Below are 19,870 nucleotides of genomic sequence, written 5' to 3' on the forward strand. Positions count from 1 at the left end.
TGAAATATAGACAGTTTCAGTTTTGATAGGTTGATCATCGTAGTCGATGGATGAAATTCATCCTTAATTTTTTGGGAATAGGTTCATAAATTTTTATTTATCAGAAAAGTGGACGTAACTCTGCTAAAATATTGCACCATTATTTGTGCAGATTTTTGTGAGAGTCATTTGATGTCTACCCTCGCCACCTTAAAAGCGCTTCTTGCCAAACGTATCCTGATTATTGATGGTGCAATGGGTACCATGATCCAACGCCACAAATTGGAAGAAGCTGATTACCGTGGTGAACGTTTTGAGGATTGGGCCTACGACCTTAAGGGTAATAACGACTTATTGGTTCTAACTCAGCCACAGATTATTCAAGGCATTCATGAAGCTTATCTTGAAGCTGGTGCAGATATTATTGAAACTAACTCGTTCAATGGAACCCGTGTTTCAATGTCTGACTACCATATGGAAGATTTGGTTCCTGAGATTAACCGTGAAGCAGCTCGAATTGCCAAAGAAGCATGTAAAAAATACTCAACACCTGAAAAACCACGTTTTGTCGCGGGCGTATTAGGACCAACGTCACGTACCACTTCAATTTCACCAAATGTAAATGATCCGGCATTCCGTAACATCACCTTTGATGAGTTAAAAGTTAACTACATTGAAGCGACTAAGGCATTGATTGAAGGTGGTGCAGACATCATCTTGATTGAAACGGTCTTCGATACCCTAAATGCCAAAGCTGCGATCTTTGCAGTGAAAGAAGTGTTTAAAGAAATTGGTTACGAACTGCCAATTATGATTTCGGGCACCATTACCGATGCATCTGGCCGTACACTCACAGGTCAAACCGCAGAAGCATTCTGGAACTCAATGCGCCATGCAGAGCCTTTATCGATTGGCTTTAACTGTGCACTGGGTGCAGATGCGATGCGTCCACACGTCAAAACCGTGTCTGACGTTGCGGATACTTTTGTTTCAGCGCATCCAAACGCAGGCTTACCAAATGCCTTCGGTGGTTATGATGAAACTCCTGAAGAAACTGCAGCATTTATTAAAGAATTTGCTGAAAGTGGCTTAATTAACATTACGGGTGGTTGTTGTGGTACGACGCCGGATCATATTCGTGCGATTGCGCAAGCGGTTGAAGGTATTGCACCGCGTCAAATCCCTGAAATTGAACCTGCATGTCGTTTAAGTGGTTTAGAGCCATTCAACATCACCAAAGATTCATTGTTTGTGAACGTCGGTGAACGTACCAACGTGACAGGTTCTAAAAAATTCTTACGCCTGATTAAAGAAGGTAACTTCACTGAAGCTTTAGATGTGGCACGTCAACAAGTTGAAGCCGGTGCGCAAATCATCGACATCAACATGGATGAAGGTATGCTCGATTCGCAAGAAGCGATGGTGCATTTCCTGAATCTGATCGCGTCTGAGCCTGATATTTCACGTGTGCCAATCATGCTGGATTCTTCTAAATGGGAGATCATTGAAGCAGGTTTGAAATGCGTCCAAGGTAAAGCGGTTGTAAACTCAATTTCCTTAAAAGAAGGTTATGACGAGTTTGTAGAACGTGCTCGCCTATGCCGTCAATACGGTGCGGCAGTGATTGTCATGGCGTTTGATGAAAACGGTCAGGCGGATACTGCTGAACGTAAAAAAGAAATCTGTAAGCGCTCTTATGATGTCTTAGTCAACGAAGTGGGTTTCCCATCTGAAGATATTATTTTTGACCCGAACGTGTTTGCGGTCGCAACAGGTATTGAAGAACACAACAACTACGGTGTGGACTTCATTGAAGCAACCGGTTGGATTAAACAAAACCTTCCAAACGCGATGGTGTCAGGCGGGATCTCAAACGTATCGTTCTCATTCCGTGGTAACGAACCTGTTCGTGAAGCGATCCATGCGGTGTTCTTATATCACGGCATTCAACAAGGTTTAACCATGGGGATCGTCAACGCAGGTCAGCTTGCGATTTATGATGACATTGATGCCGAATTAAAAGAAGCGGTTGAAGATGTGGTGTTAAACCGCAACCAAGGTGCAAGCGGTCAAGAAGCAACAGAAAAACTCCTTGCAGTGGCTGAAAAATACCGTGGTCAAGCAGGCGCGCAAAAAGCTGAAGAAAACCTTGAATGGCGTAATGAACCTGTTGAAAAACGTCTTGAATACGCGCTTGTAAAAGGTATTACGACTTATATTGATGAAGATACCGAAGAAGCACGTTTAAAATCAGCTCGTCCACTTGATGTGATCGAAGGTCCACTCATGGCAGGGATGAACGTGGTTGGCGACTTGTTCGGTGCCGGCAAAATGTTCCTACCTCAGGTGGTGAAATCTGCACGTGTGATGAAACAAGCCGTGGCTTGGTTGAACCCATTTATTGAAGCAGAAAAAACCCAAGGTGAAGCCAAAGGTAAAATCTTGCTTGCTACTGTTAAAGGCGACGTACACGACATCGGTAAAAACATCGTGGGTGTGGTACTTGGCTGTAACGGTTATGACATCGTTGACCTTGGCGTGATGGTACCTTGTGAGAAAATCTTACAAACTGCGATTGATGAAAAAGTTGACATCATCGGTTTATCAGGTTTGATCACACCGTCATTGGATGAAATGGTATTTGTTGCCAAAGAAATGCAACGTAAAGGTTTTAACATTCCACTCATGATTGGTGGTGCGACCACGTCTAAAGCACATACCGCTGTGAAGATTGCACCGCAATATCACAATGATGGTGTGTACTACACTGCCGATGCATCTCGTGCAGTCGGTGTTGCAACACAACTTTTATCTGCTGATATGAAGCCACAATTGGCAGCGGATTATGCGGCGGATTATGAAAAAATCCGTACGCGTCTTGCCAACAAACAACCGAAAGCAGCAAAACTTTCTTATGCTGAATCGGTTGAAAATGGCTTCAAAATTGACTTTGAAAAGCATGCGCCAGTAAAACCAAACTTCATTGGTTCTGAAACTTTCACCAACTATCCATTAGAAACTTTGGTTGAGTATTTTGACTGGACACCATTCTTTATTTCTTGGAGTTTGGCGGGTAAATTCCCGAAAATCCTTGAAGATGAAGTCGTCGGTGAAGCCGCACGTGATTTGTTTGAACAAGCACAAGCAATGCTCAAAGACATTATCGAAAATAAACGTTTCGATGCGCGCGCTACTTTTAGTCTTTACCCTGCCAACCGTGTTGCAGCGGATACTGTTGCGGTAACGGATGAAAATGGCAATGTGACGCATACCTTTGAGCATATTCGTCAGCAGTCTGACAAAGTCACAGGTAAAGCGAATTTCTCACTGGCTGACTTTGTAGCGCCGAAAGACGTGGCGCAAGATTATTTGGGTGGTTTCACTGTATCGATCTTTGGTGCGGAAGAACTTTCGCAAGAATACAAAGCCAAAGGTGATGACTATAACGCGATTATGGTTCAAGCCTTGGGTGACCGTTTTGCAGAAGCATTTGCTGAACACTTGCACCAACGTATTCGTAAAGAGTTCTGGGGCTACCAAGCGGATGAACAGCTTTCAAATGAAGAGTTGATCAAAGAGAAGTATGTGGGTATTCGTCCTGCACCGGGCTACCCTGCTTGTCCTGAACATTCTGAAAAAGCGCCGCTGTTTGATTGGTTAGGTACGACTGATAAGATCGGAACTTACTTAACCAGTAGCTTTGCAATGTGGCCACCTTCATCAGTCAGCGGTTTCTACTACGCCAACCCTGAAACAGAATACTTTAACGTGGGTAAAATCTCTGGCGATCAGTTGGAAGATTATGCGAAGCGTAAAGGTTGGACCTTGGATGAGGCAAAACGTTGGTTAGCGCCGAATTTGGATGATTCTGTGGTTTAATAATCTCGTAGTTTATAAAAGCCCCCCCTCACATGAGGGGGTTTTTACATATAGATATTCATATAATACGGTTTATATTCTATTTGATTTGATTGCAACCAATTTTGAAATCTAATTAAATCATTACTTATGAGATATTTTCCATCAACTTCAATGCATCTCCAACTAGAGATCACAGATACAAAATCATTTGTAACCCCCAAACAAGAATACGTTTGTAAAAGATAAATAAATTCATCTATCGAAAGACTCATTTCCTCAAGATCAGACTTAATGTTTTCAATTTCAACACCACCTTTAAATGTAATAAAATTGAATAAATCTGCTAATTCCTTTTTAATAATCTGAGGCTTAAATATCAAATCATTAGCTTTCGCTATGGATTTCAAGCGAGGATCATTTTTGTTAATAAATCTACCATCAGGTATATTCCCAAAAGTACTTACTATAAAAAATGGTAAAATATTCTCAGATATAAGGTCATCTTCAAAATCAAAACTAATATTTAGATGTAAACTAATTTTAGCCCACAATAACTCTAGAAAAATAATTGCAGAGTTCGCATTATATGAAGCTAAATAACTCCACCATTTTCCAACATTTTCTTCATATAAATCAGCCCAATAAGGCATTCCAATTGCTTTTAACATTCCTATTTGATTGTTAGTTATCAGCGTTGGAAAATCTAAAACCCTCACACCTCTTTGTGAGTTATGATCATCTATCATGTAGAAGGTTTCTTGAATAGCATTTCTTAAATCCCCTACACGGCTATAACCTTCATAAGAGTGAACTATGGTAAAAGGCATTAACATTTCAACTAATAAAGTACGTGCTATATATTGCTGCGCTTTATTTAGTCTCGCCAGCTCATCAATTGCTTCAATTCTGTAACCAATTAGATAACTTAAGTGCAAAGAAAATAAAGATAAATTTATACCTACATCATTTCTATTTATTTTATCATCTAAGTACTCATAAAATTCTGCTTTAATTTCACTTAAATGAGCTAAAGCATCTACCAATTGTTCCTTTGTTAAATTTTTTTTAACTTCAAATATAGCCAATACATTTGAAACATCATAGATATATTTATCTGTTAAACCATATTGAACTCCATCACCATGTACTAACATACAATCAATTTGCTGTGGTAATTGTTTTTTTCCAATTCTTATGAACCCTTTTACCACCTTCAAATCACACATATCGGGTAAAATATATTTTTTATTTAACCCTTGAATCGTGATTTCTTCATAGGCTTCACCCAATGTTGGCATGTGCGGCATATCAAAAGATTCAACCCTTTCCTTTTCATATTTAAAAAACTCTTCCAATAATTTAGCAATATCTCTAACCATTGGCTCTCCCCGCATATTGTCTCTAAATTTAATTGTATGAAATTTTGAATGATTATAATTGATTTAATAATTACATTGCCAAAACCTCATCTCGAATTCGATCTCCTTCTAGAACTTCAGCCTTATAGTGCTGACTACCATCATACTCAATCACTAAACAGACTGAAGGACAGTAAAAATCCACAATGTGATTCAAAATTGGTTTCTGCCGATAAAACTACAAACCTAAAATTTGCTTATGGCACAGTCGCGACCATAACAACTTTTCAGCATCAGTCATGTTATTGCGTAAATCACGTGAGGCTTGTTTTAAGTTTTTATTGTAGGGTTTCATTTTTTATTCTACTAATTTTTTATTAATCCCTCCCAACCTCCCTTTAATAAAGGGAGGAGCTAAAACAATTCTAGATGAGCAAACATTTTTGAAATATTTATTAATTGCTTAGATATTAATCACTATAAACATTGTAAATTAAGAAATAATATGTTAATCAAAGTAGTAAAGATAGGTTATGAGATTATATGAAATGAGGCGTTTAAAAAAAATTAAAAATGGGTTTTACACTCTAAAGCTTGAAGTACTTTCCAATCCCGACATCATCAGAGGGCTTGGAGCTTTCTGTGCTATAGCTATGCTGATCTTATTCTTTTTTACTGTACCTTCATTGCAAAACACGCTGATTGACGGTAGTTACTCTAGTCATGTTGATGTTATAAAAATTATCTTAAAAGTTGGAATTATTTCTGTGTACTTTTTACAAGGTATAATTTTAACCGTCCAACCAAAATTTCTAACATCCTGCGATATCACTCTATTAAGTAACTCCACTCACACATTCATTCAAAAAATTAAAAAACCGGTTCAAGTATTCAAGCTTTTCAGTCACTAAATTATTTTTTTGGGGGGGAGGGATAATATTATTCCGAGCCTCCCTAGATTTCTTGAATTTCAGCTCATCAACATTAATAATCACTCAAGTCAATACATCATATAGGAATATTTTATTCATCTAGGCTCAAGTGGATATAAATCAAAAATGCCCCTTTTCTAACCACCCAACCCCAAATCATCCGTTTTAACATTTTTAGATCAGCAAATATTTCAAGTTTAGTGAATAATTAATACTTATTAATGAAATTACCAAAAGTTTGATATTTCCATGAAAAAACTCATCAACCACCCTGAAAACTTGGTTGTCGACATGTGCAAAGGCTTTGTCCTTGCACACCCAGAACTCGCATTTACCGAGTCACACAAAATCATTTCAAAAAAAGAAAAACATAACAATGTTGCTCTCATCAGTGGTGGTGGTAGCGGGCACGAACCTGCACATGCGGGCTTTGTCGGTCAAGGCATGTTAGACGCTGCCGTATGTGGCGATGTCTTTGCATCACCTTCACAAATTCAGGTCTATAAAGCACTGCAACACGTCGCAACTGATAAAGGCGTGCTAATGATCATCAAAAACTATTCTGGCGATATGATGAATTTCCAGAATGGTGCAGCCTTAGCCGCTGAAGACGGAATTCAAGTCGACTTTGTGAAAGTTGCAGATGATATAGCGGTTAAAGACAGCCTCTATACCGTCGGTCGTCGTGGTGTCGCAGGCACAATCTTTGTTCATAAGATTGCAGGCGCAGCAGCATCTAAAGGCTTAGAATTAGGTGAAGTTAAAACAGTCGCTCAAAAAGCGGCTGACAATGTCATCAGTTTAGGTTTTGCCTATAGCTCATGTACAGTTCCTGCTAAAGGTACACCAACTTTTACCCTTGCCGATGATGAAATGGAATACGGCGTGGGTATCCATGGTGAACCGGGGATCCGTCGTGAAAAAATCTTGCCAGCAAAAGAACTGGCACAACGTATGGTCGATGATCTATTTTTAGATCGCCCAGACATGAAAGAAGTCGCAGTATTGATCAATGGCTTTGGCTCAACCCCAATGCAAGAACTGTATCTGTTTAATCATGATGTATGCGAATACCTTGCACATAAAGGCATCAAAATTTACCGTACTTTTGTCGGCAACTACATGACCAGTATCGACATGAATGGCGCATCCATTTCATTACTTGAATTGGATGATGAACTCAAAACATACTTAGATGCAGAAGCCAACACCCCTGCCTTTAAACTTGATGGTTCACCTGCTTTAGCCATTGAGTTTGCGATAAAAGATACGGCTACCCAACATCAAGGCAACAGCCAAGTTGAAACTGCAGCAGAACATGCTGAAATTCAAAATGAGCAATTCACCATTGAAAATATGCGCTATGTGGTCGATGTGATGGCAGCGTGTATTATTAAAAATGAAGTGCCATTTTGTGAGTTAGACGCGCACGCAGGTGACGGCGACTTCGGCATGAGTGTGGCTAAAGGCTTTAAACAACTCAAGAAAGAATGGCAAAGCTTGATCCAAGCACAGCAGATGGATGAATTCTTGCTCAATAGCTCCATGATCATTATGGAACATTGTGGCGGTGCTTCGGGTCCCATCTGGGGTTCTGCATTCCGCGCTGCAAGTAAAGCCATTCAAGGTAAAACCACGTTGAGCGTGGCAGATTTTGCCGATATGCTGCAAGCCGCAGTAAAAGGTATTCAAACCACAGGCGAACGTTCATTTGGACGTGGCGCTGTTGTCGGTGATAAAACGTTGATCGATGCTTTAGTGCCATGCGCAGATTCATGGTCAAACAACACCGACAAAAGCTTTAAGGAAAACTTTATCTTAGGTGCTCAAGCTGCTGTTCAAGGCGCACAATCGACCAAAGAGATTGTTGCACGTATGGGTCGTGCAGGTACTGTCGGGGATCGTAGCTTAGGCTATCCTGATGCAGGTGCATATGGTTTAGGCGTGATTTTTACCGATATTGCTGATCATCTAAAATAACATCTAAACATGACATAAATGATTGATTAGTTATGTAAAAAAGCCCTGATGATTCAGGGCTTTTTTTGCTTTTTATTTTTTAAAACTTGATAATAATGCGCTGGTAATCGCCTGATTATGTGATGCCACACGAGACTTCTTCGCTTTCGCTGACTGGTCAGCTACACGTTGAATTTTGACTGCTTTTAATTTACCTTGATTTTCAACAACCTGAAATTTGACTCGGTCATTGCGTTTTGGCTCACCTTCATCTGCAGGAAAGTCAGAAATGTGGAAAAAAATATCCTCACCTGCACCACCAATAAAACCAAAACCTTTATCGGCATGATAAATTTTAATTTTTCCTTGCTGGACTTCAGACTTCATAACATTCCCAAAAAACGGTATACAATTTTCAATATTATACACGCATCTTAAAGTGCATCATCTTTGCTGATCACTTTAAATAATCATGCAAGTGCTGTTGGACAATGACGCGTTTGAGTCCTTTACTTTGTTGTTCCGATAACAATGATTCCGCATCTAAAACCACCACTTTGTGACCATCATCCTGTAGACGTTTCACACCTTCAAATAACATTCGAGCACCGACATCATGGATTAAAGTCAGATGTGTAAGATCAAGCACTACTTTATTTTTACCTACAGGCTCATTCTGTAACTCACGCAAGAACATTTCAGTCTCTGTAAATTGCAAGACACCACGTAGCTCATACACCACCATGCCATCATCATACTCACGGCGACTTTGGATAATGGTTTGTGCTGAAGGGGTTCCCTCCATTAAATGTAATCCCATATCACTTGATAGACGTTCAAAGATTTCCACACCTCGAACACTGTTGCCATGGCTGTCTAATTTAGGCGAAAAAACCGCAATTCCGACCTGACCTGGTAAGACACCAATGATCCCCCCTGCCACACCACTTTTGGCAGGAATACCTACGGTGGTCAACCAGTCTCCAGCTGCATCGTACATACCACACGTCATCATGACGCTAAGTACCTGACGACATACCTGACGATCTAAAATACATTTTCCCGTAACAGGGTCTTTTCCGCCATTCGCCAAAACACTGCCCATTCGCGCTAAATCTTTCACGGTGACTTTAATCGCACACTGTTGAATATAACCATGAACAATATGCTCTGGGTCTTCTTCTAGCACGCCGACGGTACGCAACATATATCCAATCGAAAGATTACGAAATGCTGTTTTGAGTTCAGATTGATAGACTTGCTCATCAAAGGTTAATTCACGCCCACACAGTTCACTCAAGAAACGTCGTAAATGTTCTGCACGAGAAACAGTCTTTTTATGAGGTAATAAAGAATGTGTCGTAATCGCACCCGAGTTAATCATTGGGTTCTTGGGAATCGATCGTTCTTTTTCTAATGAGATTTGATTAAATGCTTCCCCCGACGGCTCAACGCCAACTTTTTCTAATACTTTAGCTAAACCATGTTCTTGAATCGCTAATGCATAAGCAAATGGTTTAGACATTGATTGAATCGTGAACTCAACTTCATCATCCCCTGAAGAATAAATCGTACCATCAATGGTTGAAATTGCTAAAGCGATACGATTTGGATTGGCAGCTGCCAGTTCTGGAATATAGTCAGCCAATGCTCCTTCGGTATTCGCATGACATTGGTCCAATACATGGGCAAGATAATCAGGTACAGGTGTCTTCATTTTTATTCTCTTGGTGATCAATGGAGACCCAAAATAAGATCTCAAATGTTAAATTCAGCTGTCGATATCGTGTCACATCTGACTTGATTACGACCATTCTGCTTTGCAAGATATAGTGCTTTATCCGCTGCACTATAAATCCTTTGCTTTACTTCGTCTGTGTATAGATGTGGTAAATTTTGTGACATCGCCACGCCAAAGCTTGCGGTCACTTGAATAAAAGTCGCTGGGCTAATCTCAATTTTTTCACTTTCGATCGTTCGACGGCAGCGTTCTGCGATGATTAATGCTTCGTCGATATCACCATCTTTAAGTACTAGAACAAACTCTTCACCACCGAGTCGTCCCACTATATCCTCTTCTCGTGTTTGCTGTTTTAAAATGAGAGCAATACGTTTAAGTACAAGATCACCAACATCATGACCATAATTGTCATTAATCTGCTTGAAGAAATCGAGATCTAAGATGATGAAAGCAAAGCTGCGATTTTGTTGAATTAACTTACTAATAAACTGATTGATGTAACGACGGTTATAGAGGTTGGTTAACGCATCTTTCTGACTTAGTATTTCAATCTTACGCTCACGTCGTCTCCACTGCGACAAGATCAACTCAAAAAAAACTGCTGAGCACAACAGTATGGGTAAATATAGTACCGCCATACTTTTCAGCCAAAAAGGATTGGCATACAAATTAGATTGATTCAGTGCATCACTAAATAATGGTGCATAAGTCAGTTGACCATTGGCCGTCAGTACTGCCAACCACACGATAATACAAGCAATAATAAAAGAGACGCTATAGATGATGCGCTGTTCATATAACACAAAACCAATTAATACAATATTGACCGTTCCCGCCATCACCGCAGGACTATAAATCCCAACCGTGTATCCTGAAAAAATGACAATCAATCCATAAAATAAGGGGATTAAATAGCCCAAGATTCGGCGAGCAGTAGCATTTTTACGAAGCACTAAAGCGATCGTCAGAAAACACGTGGTCAAAATCACTTGTAAACATGTGGTCAATGTCCGATGAGGATAATATTCTGAATCTAACCAAATTTGATATTCTGAATGGAAAGTTAGGTAGTACCACAACCAATGACCGATGAGCATCAACAGCCCAAATATAAGTAACAGAATCCCTTTATTAAAGTTGGACCAGTTAATAATAGAACGATCAGATTCTAACAAGACATATTTGATAGCTTGCAATAAACTGCGCTGTTGTTGTACTTCATTCTCTCGAGTCATCATTTAATTGTATTATCAAATATTCATATTTATTTTATTAAAATTTGGATGTATTCAGCGATCATGTCAATGCGCTTTAAGCATTAAAAAGACTGCTTTATCGTTCAGATCAATTTATGGTATGAATTTGATGATCACTGACCAAAACAAAAGCATTGCTATAAAAAAACCTAAACGTATGTTTCTCTATAGTTAGTAGTACCAAAACCGAAATTTAATCATTGAATTAAGCTGACTGATATAACTGTACCTGATTTCGTCCGCTTTCTTTGGCAATATATAAAGCGTGATCTGCACAATGCGTAATGACATCTTGATCAGATAACTCATGGGATAGTGCAATACCAAAGCTTGCCGTCACATTTAACGAGGTTCCATCATCCAGCACAATTGGCTGCTGTGCAATCGCGTTACGGCAACGTTCTGCGATATCAACCGCTTGATCACGACTGAGATTGTCCAGAATTAATATAAATTCTTCACCGCCATAACGTCCAACCGTATCACCAATACGAACATGATATTCCAAACGCGTCGCCACCTGTTTCAGGACTTCATCTCCTGCTGCATGACCATATTGATCATTAATTTGTTTGAAATGATCCAAATCCAATAAGATCACAGCATAATCAGCACGATCCTGCTGAAAATGTGATAACACTTCATTGATCTGACGACGGTTATAAACGTTCGTCAGCGCATCAAATTTACTGCTGGTTTCGAATTGTTTTTCACGACTGCGCCATTGGGTGAGTAAAATCTCAAAGAATAAAACACTCATAAGTAAAATAGGCACGTAGAGCTGTACCATGCTCATGACCCAAAAATCATTTTGGTAAACGATACTTTTATTCAACTCATCACTAAACATAGGTGCATAACGAATTCGATCGATATGCGTCAAGTAACACGTTAATAACGTGTATATCGTAATTGGAATTGCAATCCCATAAATAATTTTACGGCTATAAAATACCAACCCGACCAATACAATACTAATGAACCCTGCCATTGTTGCAGGACTATAAATTCCAATCGAATACCCTGAATAAATCATGGTCATTCCAAAGAAACTAGGGGCAAAGTAAGCAATGAAGGTTTGAAACTTAGCGATATGCTGAAACTTGAAACAACTCCAAAACAGGACAAGATAAATCACGGAGGTCACCAACAATTGGGTAACACGTAATTCAAAATAGTCAGGATTTAACCACTGTGCTTTTTCAGGGGTATAAAAAGCCACAATTAACCAGCGAGCGACCTCAAGTTGGCTTAGAATTCCAAAAAAGAGGATAAGCCGTCCCTTTTTAAAATCACTCCAATTGATCAGCATATTTTGAGGATCAAGGATGTACGTATTGGCCATACGATACAATCGCTTAATCATATGTTGAATCTTCCTGATTAACTTCATTCTGTCCTTTTATCTTTTATATTGTCTTTTTAAGCAGCGTGAACTCGCTCTACAAACAAGATCCCATCAAGATGGTCAATTTCGTGTTGAATGATTCGTGCAGGGAATCCTGAAAAAGTCTCAGTAATTTCCTGTCCTTGCATATTACGATAACGGACACGGATTGATGAAGCTCGAGCTACTTCCGCACGTCGATTCTCTACACTTAAACATCCCTCTTCTCCTAAAACAACATGATCAGAACGCTCCAATATTTCAGGATTAATCATGTAAATAGGCTCCATCTCAGGCGCATCGGGATACCGTATATTGGGTTTTGAAGCGACGATAATAATCCTTTTAGAGACATAAACTTGTGGTGCAGCAATACCGACACCATTGCGCTGTTGCATCGTAAAATTCATTGCTTCAACCAGATGCGTTAACCAGCTACTACTAAACTCAAGTTCACTTACCGGCGATGCAACCAATTCAAGGATCACTTCACCTTTTTGAGCAATGGGTAGTATCGTCATAATACGTTCATCTCAATTATGATAAGAATTTGATCTTCATAATTTTTTAAATTTTAAATCAAATATTTGATTAATAGTCAACCAATCTTAAAGCATTTCAAGATGAAGTAAAACTGATTTAAATGACGAATTTGTGACCTGATAATTTTACGGCTCAAGTTTCACTTTTTTGTATGACATCAGCATCCTGAAGTTCGTAGTAGTGTCTAACCTGATTACGACCACGTTTTTTTGCTAGATATAATGCTTGATCTGCATGACGAATCACCGCTTCTTTATTTAAATTAAATTCAGAAATGGCTATACCAAAGCTTGCTGTCACTCTGATCGTCGTACGTTCATCGATATAAAAGAGCTCATTTTCAATTTCTTTGCGACACCGCTCTGCGACCTCCATCGCAGCTCTGAGGTTTTTATTCTGCAACAGCATCACAAACTCTTCACCACCAAATCGCCCGACAATATCTGTATCACGTATATTTTGACGTAGTACATTGGCAACACGCTTTAAGACGTTGTCTCCGATATCATGACCATAGTTATCATTAATACTCTTAAAATGATCAAGATCTAACAGAATGAGAGCAAATTTTCGTTCTTGTAATTGAATTTCATTGAGTTCTAAACCTATTTTTCGACGGTTATAAATCCCCGTAAGCGGGTCCATTTGACTCATTAAATTAATTTGTTTTTCTCGATTTCTCCATTGCGTCAACAAAATCTCAAACAATACAAAAGTCGCAAAAAAAATAGGCACGTAAAAATAAAGTTGTGAATAAACCCAGAATTCATTAAATACCATGACTGAATAATTGAGCTGATCACTAAAGACCGGTGCGTAGGTCATATAACCCAATGCACTACTGACAATTGCAATGAGCATATATACAGTGACTGGTAAAAAAAGCAGATATACAATCTTGCGTTCAAATAAAACCAGACCAACTGTTAAAATACTGATAAATCCCGCAACGGTAGCAGGACTACTGATACCAACCGAATAGCCACCATAAATAAAGCTTACGGAAAATACCAAAATAATAAAGTAAGGTAAATATTGTCTCACCCATTCTTTATGACGCCATATGACACAAGGAATAATCAGTAAGAACTGTAATACACAGCACAGCAACATCCGTGATAGGTGAAAATAATAATAATCAGGATTGAGCCAATGATGTAATGCAGGATGATGAAATGAAAATAAATACCATGTAATCCAGGTGATATGTGCAAGCCCGCCCAATACCATGACCAGAATACATTTATTTAAGTTACTCCAATTCATCAACACACTTTGATTCATAAATGAATGAAGTGTATAGGGGCGAAAAATTCGATTGAATAGTCTTAACATAATGAACTAACTCAATTGAAACAGCTCATCAAAATAAACTATATTTTCATTTAACTGTGTAATCATTAAATCTATTTCACCCCTACAAAATATAGTGAATAAAATCACATATTTTTTATTATAATTGCACTTATTATCACAATCTAACCTTAAGATTAGGATTTATCAAGGTTTTTTTACCATTTATTCTATTTTTTTTTAAAGCTTTTTTTGCTTAAATCCAGCTAGCGATACGCTCAAGCATTTTGATTTGACTCAGCTAAAAATTGCTAAGTACACTCCTAACTCTTAGAACTCTTAGAGATCGAGTTCTCGATAAATAACTTTAATTTCTTGTGCAATGTGAATACTGACTCGATGATGCAAATATTGAATCAAAATATCAAACTGCTCTGCACCATCGTCTAATCCAGTACAAAAATATTCAGTATGAGGAGGAAGCGTTTTTAACCACTGACTTTGATAAAAATCGGCAACGGATTCAAAGTTAAGATAACGATGAGGATGCTGTTGTAATGATTTTACAAATTGCAGAAATCGAGCTTCCCAAAAGTGGATAATCATACATTTAAAGTCTACTGGTTAAATTCAATTTCATTGTTACGTCGATCTGCTTTATTTTGCAGATCGAATCATTCAAATCAATGTCCAAGGATGTAAATTTTTCAGAGTGAGTAGACGGTTTGCTGTTGAACTTGATATTTTTTCTTCCACTGAAGATAACCTAATAAGGCTAAAACAATAAATGCGCCATAAAGACCAGCCGTCAAGTATAGATCTTTATACATAAACATCATCACATAGATGATATCCACCACGATCCAAGCAGGCCAAATTTCCAAATATCGTTTTGACGTCCAATATGTAATGAGCAGACTTAAACTTGCCAATTGAGCATCTAAATAAGGAATGGAAGCATCCGTAAAATAATCCAAACCTAAACCAAAAATAAATCCTGCCAACATTGTAAAAAACACATGTTTGATAATTCTCAACCCTTGAATACGATTGATGGCAAGTTGCTCTTGCTGTTTAAACTGAGCTTTCCATATCCACCACCCATACACACCTAAACCGATAAACACGCATTGCAATATCGTTTCACCATAGAGTTGATAGTCATAAAATAACTTTGCATATAAGCCATAAGCCACGAGATTCACAGGCCAACACCATATATTACGACGAATCGTGAGGGTTACACCCAATACACTCATCAATACTGAAATAATTTCTAAAAGGCTCATACACTACTTAAAATGATCGTGGTTTATTTGATACGCCTATCCTAACGTATATTGAATGGCACCATACATGATTCTTAACGAACACGACTTAGCGATGTTCAATTTGAACTGCACAGTTTTGACCTAACCATTAAACTCCTCTAAAAATAGAATGTCCTCAATGGAAAATAATAATGATGAATACAACTCAAACGACCAGAATAACCATTGAAATTCGCAATCATCTGATGTTGATTGGTTTAAACCGTGCTGCGAAGCGCAATGCATTCGACAGTCATATGATTGATGAACTTTCACAAGCACTTACCACCTATGAAGACCAGTCCGATTTACGCTGTGCTGTGATTTATGCACATGGAGAGCACTTCACGGCAGGATTAGATCTGCTTGAGCTTCAGCCGCGTATGTCAGATGGTATATTTTCGGAAGATATGAATCTGATTAACCCATGGGGCACGACTGGTCGTAAACGAAAAAAACCAGTCGTTGTCGCTGTGAAGGGGTATTGTTTTACTGCTGGAATAGAATTGATGTTGAATGCCGATATCTGTATTGCCCATCAAAATACCCAATTTACTCAACTTGAAGTGCAACGTGGCATCCTCCCCTTTGGCGGAGCAACTTCACGCTTCGTTAAAACTGCAGGTTGGTCTAATGCAATGCGCTACTTATTGACGGGGGATTTTTTTGATGCTGCAACTGCATATCGACTTCATTTAATTACCGAAGTAACAGAACAAGATCCGCTTGACCGTGCCATTGAACTCGCCGAATCCATCGCTTCAGCTGCTCCACTCGCTGTTCAGGCCACATTGACGGCTGCTCATGAAGCAATTTCACATGATGAACAGTACGCTTTTAATCAGTTAAAGACTCATCTTCTTCCACTAATACAATCTGAAGATGCAGTCGAAGGTATGCGAGCAATGAGCGAAAAACGTCAACCTCGCTTTAAAGGTCAATAGTTCAATATCGGGAAATATAGACATGCAAGCTATTCCAAATGTGAACCAGATGCCGAGCATCAATAAAACTCAAGTTCAGTTTCCTGCCTTAGATAACTATATGCTCACCGGCACTCGCTACCTATCATCTGGTGTGAAGACTGTTGCACGTATTATTGTGGCTTCAGCGACAGCGGTTCCCCAACCTTTTTATCGCAGATTTGCAGAGTATGCTGCAGAACGTGGTTTTGAAGTGCTAACCTTTGATTATCGTGGTGTGGGGGCATCATCTCCAGCACAACTCAAAGGTTTTAAAATGAGTTATTTGGATTGGGGGAAACTTGATCTCGCTGGTGCCATTGAATACTTTTCTAGCGATACTTTCCCCTTATTTGTGACTGCACACTCTTATGGTGGTCAAGCCTTGGGACTTACCCCTAATCATCATCAAGTCAGTGCCATGTGTTGCTACGGTACAGGTGCAGGTTGGGCAGGATATATGCCGTTCAAAGAAAGATTCAAAGTATCCGTGATGTGGAGTATTGTGTTTCCACCCATTGTCGCAGTCACAGGTTATTTACCTTGGAGTAAATTCAATATGGGCTCTGATCTGCCTTTAGGGGTATATCAACAGTGGCGTCGTTGGTGCAAAAATCCGTTATACTTTTTCGCTGACCCCGAGCAACAAGATTTAAAAGCACAATATGCAAGTGTTAAAACCAAAATTTATGCTGTTTCAGCATTAGATGATGATTGGGCTCTCCCAAATTCGAGGCAAGCCTTTATGCAACATTATCGTTCTGCTGATATGCGCTACATTGATATCACAGCCAAACAGTATCAAATGCCTGCAATTGGACACATGGGATATTTCAAAAAAGGCGCAGAAAAAATTTGGGATGACATGCTCCAAAATTATCTCAATTTAGTTAATGATTAAATTCTAAATTACTGAATAAAGTCAGATTGATGTTCTACCCCTTGTGCGTCAGTATGTCGATACATGATGCCATATTGACTCACATAGTATTCAAGGGATTGATTACGATATTCCCATAAAATCGACCACTCACCTAAATCAAATTGATTGATCTGACATAAAGTTCGTGATGGCATCTTGTTCAAAAACTCATATTGAATTTGCTGAGCAAACTTGATATCACGATGATTTACACGTTTCTCAAACAGTAATTTTGCAACCTCATCAAACATACGAATATCTTCGACAGAATCCGTATCATACACCAAGCGCGCCGGCTGGCTGAGATCAGTAGGCTTGAGGAGTTTTGTTAAATCAAAGTGCCTCTGCGTATTCCCCATAATCAATTTAGGTTGTAATAATAGTCGCCATACGGCATAGCAACTGACCAAAGCAAAACACACCACGATTAGCATCATATTTTTTACTCATTCCGATGATTATTCATTGAATCGTTCATTACAGAAATGATTATTTCTTTATTTTTATTGTTAATTTTCTTGGTGTTATTAAGTTTTAACTTTTAAAATATTAACTTAAAAACCAGTAGAGGGATGGCACGAAACGTAACAACTCATTTCAAAATCCACATGTTATGTAAACCGTGTAAATCTAGGTAATTTTATTCAATTAATATGACTTAAAAGTACGTTGAAAGATTCTCATTAAAATAGGGTTTAAAATCTTAGTGTTCTAAATCATTACGACATTTTTTGTCGTTTAACTTGATACGCATCTACACTATTCTTTTCTCAAATTTTATAATTTAACCATGAACTATTCCCGTAAACGCAAACCCATTACCAGTGCATGGCCAGTTGAGCATGATTGCTTCCTCATTGAAAACAGTCATCTTCAACTCGAAGCATTGCAACAGACGCTTCCTTATTCTGCTCAAGAAATTCAAGATCGCCAAGAAATCTTGGGGCTCACGAGACGTCGTCGTCAAATGAAAAAATTAGGTCAATTTTAATTTTCTAATGAAGCTAAAAATAAAATCCCAATAATCCATCAAGTTTAAGTATTTTTTGTTTAATAAATTAACCCCTCGTGCCCTCTCTGACAATGAATCAATTTCGCCATATTCTTGGATGGTGATTTGCCATCATTTTTGCTCAAAAATAATTATTATTTAAATGCTCTCTCAAAAATGGATCCAAAATATTTAGTTTTAAAGATTATTATTGACTTTTTATCTAAAAAATAGAATTATTGGATCCAATTGATAAGGAGATCAACTCATGTTTGTAAAAAATGCTTGGTATGTGGCGGCACGACCTGAAGAAGTACAAGATAAGCCTCTAGGAAGACAAATTTGCGGTGAAAAAATGGTTTTTTATCGTGGAAAAGACAACCAAATACATGCCGTTGAAGATTTTTGCCCACATCGCGGTGCACCTTTGTCATTAGGCTTTGTTGAAGATGGTCAACTGGTCTGTGGTTATCATGGGTTAGTGATGGGATGTGACGGCAAAACGGTTTCAATGCCTGGGCAACGTGTACGTGGCTTTCCTTGCAATAAAAGCTATCGCGCAATTGAAAAATTTGGCTTTATTTGGGTATGGCCAGGAGACCAATCGCTTGCAAGTGAAGATCAACTCCCAACTTTAGAGTGGGCTGAAAATCCAGAATGGGCCTATGGTGGTGGACTATTCCACATCAACTGTGATTACCGCTTGATGATTGATAACTTAATGGATCTCACCCATGAAACATATGTTCATGCAAACAGCATTGGTCAAAAAGAAATCGATGAAGCTGCACCAACCACTCGTGTTGATGGTGACCACGTTGTGACTGAACGTCATATGGAAAACATTTATGCACCTCCATTTTGGCAAATGGCTCTAAAAGGTAATAATCTCGCTGCAGATGTCCTAGTAGACCGTTGGCAAATTTGTCACTTTCATGCACCTAGCAATGTTCATATTGAAGTTGGTGTTGCCCACGCAGGCCATGGTGGTTACAACGCACCGGAAAATAAAAAAGTGTCTTCAATCGTTGTGGATTTTATTACCCCCGAAACGGAAACGTCTCACTGGTATTTCTGGGGAATGGCTCGACACTTCCAACCCGACAACATCGAATTAACTAACCAAATTCGTGAGGGACAGGGCAAAATTTTCTCGGAAGATTTAGATATGCTTGAACAACAGCAACAGAATTTATTGAGACATCCTGATCGTAAATTGCTAATGCTGAATATTGATGCAGGCGGTGTTCAATCTCGAAAAGTAATTGACCGCTTGATCAGCTTAGAGCAAACGAATGATGAGCAGAAAATTACAACTTTGAATGTTGTTTAAAGTAAACCCACATTTTATCAGTTTTTCATTTTACCAAGGAGCG

17 protein-coding genes and 1 pseudogene are annotated in these 19,870 nt (G+C 38.8%); 7 read left to right on the forward strand and 11 right to left on the reverse strand.

Annotation, left to right across the window (positions count from 1 at the left end):
- Positions 1–171 precede the first annotated feature (171 nt).
- On the forward strand, positions 172–3,858 hold the full coding sequence (gene metH, locus AC1M9F_RS06080) for a methionine synthase (RefSeq protein WP_481597306.1): 3,687 nt from the start codon (positions 172–174) through the stop codon (positions 3,856–3,858).
- A gap of 44 nt (positions 3,859–3,902) precedes the next feature.
- Here metH and AC1M9F_RS06085 read toward each other — a convergent pair whose 3' ends face one another.
- Both AC1M9F_RS06085 and AC1M9F_RS06090 read right to left on the reverse strand, forming a co-directional pair.
- Positions 3,903–5,219, reverse strand: coding sequence for a DUF6602 domain-containing protein (locus tag AC1M9F_RS06085; RefSeq protein ID WP_481597307.1), 1,317 nt, complete (start codon positions 5,217–5,219; stop codon positions 3,903–3,905).
- 76 nt (positions 5,220–5,295) lie between these two features.
- A pseudogene (locus AC1M9F_RS06090) lies at positions 5,296–5,553 on the reverse strand (endonuclease domain-containing protein); the annotation flags it as partial.
- Positions 5,554–5,731: 178 nt separating this feature from the next.
- Here AC1M9F_RS06090 and AC1M9F_RS06095 point away from each other — a divergent pair.
- On the forward strand, positions 5,732–6,109 hold the full coding sequence (locus AC1M9F_RS06095; protein WP_481597308.1) for a hypothetical protein: 378 nt from the start codon (positions 5,732–5,734) through the stop codon (positions 6,107–6,109).
- A gap of 270 nt (positions 6,110–6,379) precedes the next feature.
- Positions 6,380–8,110, forward strand: coding sequence for a dihydroxyacetone kinase subunit DhaK (gene dhaK, locus AC1M9F_RS06100; RefSeq protein WP_481597309.1), 1,731 nt, complete (start codon positions 6,380–6,382; stop codon positions 8,108–8,110).
- 72 nt (positions 8,111–8,182) lie between these two features.
- On the opposite strand, the gene AC1M9F_RS06105 is transcribed toward dhaK, so the two are convergent.
- The 8 genes from AC1M9F_RS06105 to pnuC all read right to left on the reverse strand — a co-directional run bounded on the left by AC1M9F_RS06105 (position 8,183) and on the right by pnuC (position 15,598).
- Positions 8,183–8,476 (reverse strand): cold shock domain-containing protein, encoded by a 294-nt coding sequence (locus AC1M9F_RS06105; protein ID WP_481586536.1) that lies wholly within the window; start codon positions 8,474–8,476, stop codon positions 8,183–8,185.
- A 70-nt stretch (positions 8,477–8,546) separates the two neighbouring features.
- Positions 8,547–9,806, reverse strand: coding sequence for a glutaminase (locus AC1M9F_RS06110; RefSeq protein ID WP_481597310.1), 1,260 nt, complete (start codon positions 9,804–9,806; stop codon positions 8,547–8,549).
- Between the two features lie 41 nt (positions 9,807–9,847).
- Complete coding sequence (locus AC1M9F_RS06115) at positions 9,848–11,068, reverse strand: GGDEF domain-containing protein (RefSeq protein ID WP_481597311.1); 1,221 nt, start codon at positions 11,066–11,068, stop codon at positions 9,848–9,850.
- A gap of 223 nt (positions 11,069–11,291) precedes the next feature.
- On the reverse strand, positions 11,292–12,452 hold the full coding sequence (locus tag AC1M9F_RS06120) for a GGDEF domain-containing protein (RefSeq protein ID WP_179997681.1): 1,161 nt from the start codon (positions 12,450–12,452) through the stop codon (positions 11,292–11,294).
- 56 nt (positions 12,453–12,508) lie between these two features.
- A complete protein-coding gene (gene def, locus AC1M9F_RS06125; protein ID WP_481597330.1) occupies positions 12,509–12,997 on the reverse strand; it encodes a peptide deformylase in 489 nt (162 codons plus the stop codon).
- 151 nt (positions 12,998–13,148) lie between these two features.
- Positions 13,149–14,282, reverse strand: a complete 1,134-nt coding sequence (locus tag AC1M9F_RS06130; protein WP_481586539.1) for a GGDEF domain-containing protein — start codon at positions 14,280–14,282, stop codon at positions 13,149–13,151.
- A gap of 366 nt (positions 14,283–14,648) precedes the next feature.
- The gene (locus tag AC1M9F_RS06135; protein ID WP_481591919.1) at positions 14,649–14,915 is read right to left on the reverse strand and encodes a hypothetical protein; all 267 of its coding nucleotides are present in this window, start codon (positions 14,913–14,915) and stop codon (positions 14,649–14,651) included.
- Positions 14,916–15,016: 101 nt separating this feature from the next.
- On the reverse strand, positions 15,017–15,598 hold the full coding sequence (pnuC, locus tag AC1M9F_RS06140; protein ID WP_481591918.1) for a nicotinamide riboside transporter PnuC: 582 nt from the start codon (positions 15,596–15,598) through the stop codon (positions 15,017–15,019).
- 173 nt (positions 15,599–15,771) lie between these two features.
- On the opposite strand from pnuC, the gene AC1M9F_RS06145 reads away from it, so the two are divergent.
- On the forward strand, positions 15,772–16,563 hold the full coding sequence (locus tag AC1M9F_RS06145) for a crotonase/enoyl-CoA hydratase family protein (protein ID WP_481588868.1): 792 nt from the start codon (positions 15,772–15,774) through the stop codon (positions 16,561–16,563).
- A 22-nt stretch (positions 16,564–16,585) separates the two neighbouring features.
- Entirely contained in the window at positions 16,586–17,482 is an 897-nt protein-coding gene (locus tag AC1M9F_RS06150) for an alpha/beta hydrolase family protein (RefSeq protein ID WP_481597312.1), read from the forward strand.
- 8 nt (positions 17,483–17,490) lie between these two features.
- Here AC1M9F_RS06150 and AC1M9F_RS06155 read toward each other — a convergent pair whose 3' ends face one another.
- Complete coding sequence (locus AC1M9F_RS06155; RefSeq protein ID WP_051586611.1) at positions 17,491–17,940, reverse strand: hypothetical protein; 450 nt, start codon at positions 17,938–17,940, stop codon at positions 17,491–17,493.
- 353 nt (positions 17,941–18,293) lie between these two features.
- Between AC1M9F_RS06155 and AC1M9F_RS06160 the strand changes: the two genes are divergently transcribed.
- Together AC1M9F_RS06160 and AC1M9F_RS06165 are read left to right on the forward strand one after the other, a co-directional pair.
- Entirely contained in the window at positions 18,294–18,494 is a 201-nt protein-coding gene (locus AC1M9F_RS06160; protein ID WP_035269110.1) for a hypothetical protein, read from the forward strand.
- 268 nt (positions 18,495–18,762) lie between these two features.
- Positions 18,763–19,827: an aromatic ring-hydroxylating dioxygenase subunit alpha gene (locus tag AC1M9F_RS06165; RefSeq protein WP_481597313.1), complete on the forward strand. Its 1,065-nt coding sequence runs from the start codon at positions 18,763–18,765 to the stop codon at positions 19,825–19,827.
- The last annotated feature ends 43 nt before the right edge of the window (positions 19,828–19,870 follow it).

The organism is Acinetobacter sp. ANC_7504 (assembly GCF_056779995.1).

Excerpts from the sequence above, each read along its gene's own strand:
- metH (WP_481597306.1), top strand. The coding sequence starts at position 172 with ATGTCTACCCTCGCCACCTTAAAAGCGCTTCTTGCCAAACGTATCCTG.
- AC1M9F_RS06085 (WP_481597307.1), bottom strand. The coding sequence starts at position 5,219 with ATGGTTAGAGATATTGCTAAATTATTGGAAGAGTTTTTTAAATATGAA.
- AC1M9F_RS06095 (WP_481597308.1), top strand. The coding sequence starts at position 5,732 with ATGAGATTATATGAAATGAGGCGTTTAAAAAAAATTAAAAATGGGTTT.
- dhaK (WP_481597309.1), top strand. The coding sequence starts at position 6,380 with ATGAAAAAACTCATCAACCACCCTGAAAACTTGGTTGTCGACATGTGC.
- AC1M9F_RS06105 (WP_481586536.1), bottom strand. The coding sequence starts at position 8,476 with ATGAAGTCTGAAGTCCAGCAAGGAAAAATTAAAATTTATCATGCCGAT.
- AC1M9F_RS06110 (WP_481597310.1), bottom strand. The coding sequence starts at position 9,806 with ATGAAGACACCTGTACCTGATTATCTTGCCCATGTATTGGACCAATGT.
- AC1M9F_RS06115 (WP_481597311.1), bottom strand. The coding sequence starts at position 11,068 with ATGATGACTCGAGAGAATGAAGTACAACAACAGCGCAGTTTATTGCAA.
- AC1M9F_RS06120 (WP_179997681.1), bottom strand. The coding sequence starts at position 12,452 with ATGATTAAGCGATTGTATCGTATGGCCAATACGTACATCCTTGATCCT.
- AC1M9F_RS06130 (WP_481586539.1), bottom strand. The coding sequence starts at position 14,282 with ATGAATTGGAGTAACTTAAATAAATGTATTCTGGTCATGGTATTGGGC.
- AC1M9F_RS06135 (WP_481591919.1), bottom strand. The coding sequence starts at position 14,915 with ATGATTATCCACTTTTGGGAAGCTCGATTTCTGCAATTTGTAAAATCA.
- pnuC (WP_481591918.1), bottom strand. The coding sequence starts at position 15,598 with ATGAGCCTTTTAGAAATTATTTCAGTATTGATGAGTGTATTGGGTGTA.
- AC1M9F_RS06145 (WP_481588868.1), top strand. The coding sequence starts at position 15,772 with ATGATGAATACAACTCAAACGACCAGAATAACCATTGAAATTCGCAAT.
- AC1M9F_RS06150 (WP_481597312.1), top strand. The coding sequence starts at position 16,586 with ATGCAAGCTATTCCAAATGTGAACCAGATGCCGAGCATCAATAAAACT.
- AC1M9F_RS06155 (WP_051586611.1), bottom strand. The coding sequence starts at position 17,940 with ATGATGCTAATCGTGGTGTGTTTTGCTTTGGTCAGTTGCTATGCCGTA.
- AC1M9F_RS06160 (WP_035269110.1), top strand. The coding sequence starts at position 18,294 with ATGAACTATTCCCGTAAACGCAAACCCATTACCAGTGCATGGCCAGTT.
- AC1M9F_RS06165 (WP_481597313.1), top strand. The coding sequence starts at position 18,763 with ATGTTTGTAAAAAATGCTTGGTATGTGGCGGCACGACCTGAAGAAGTA.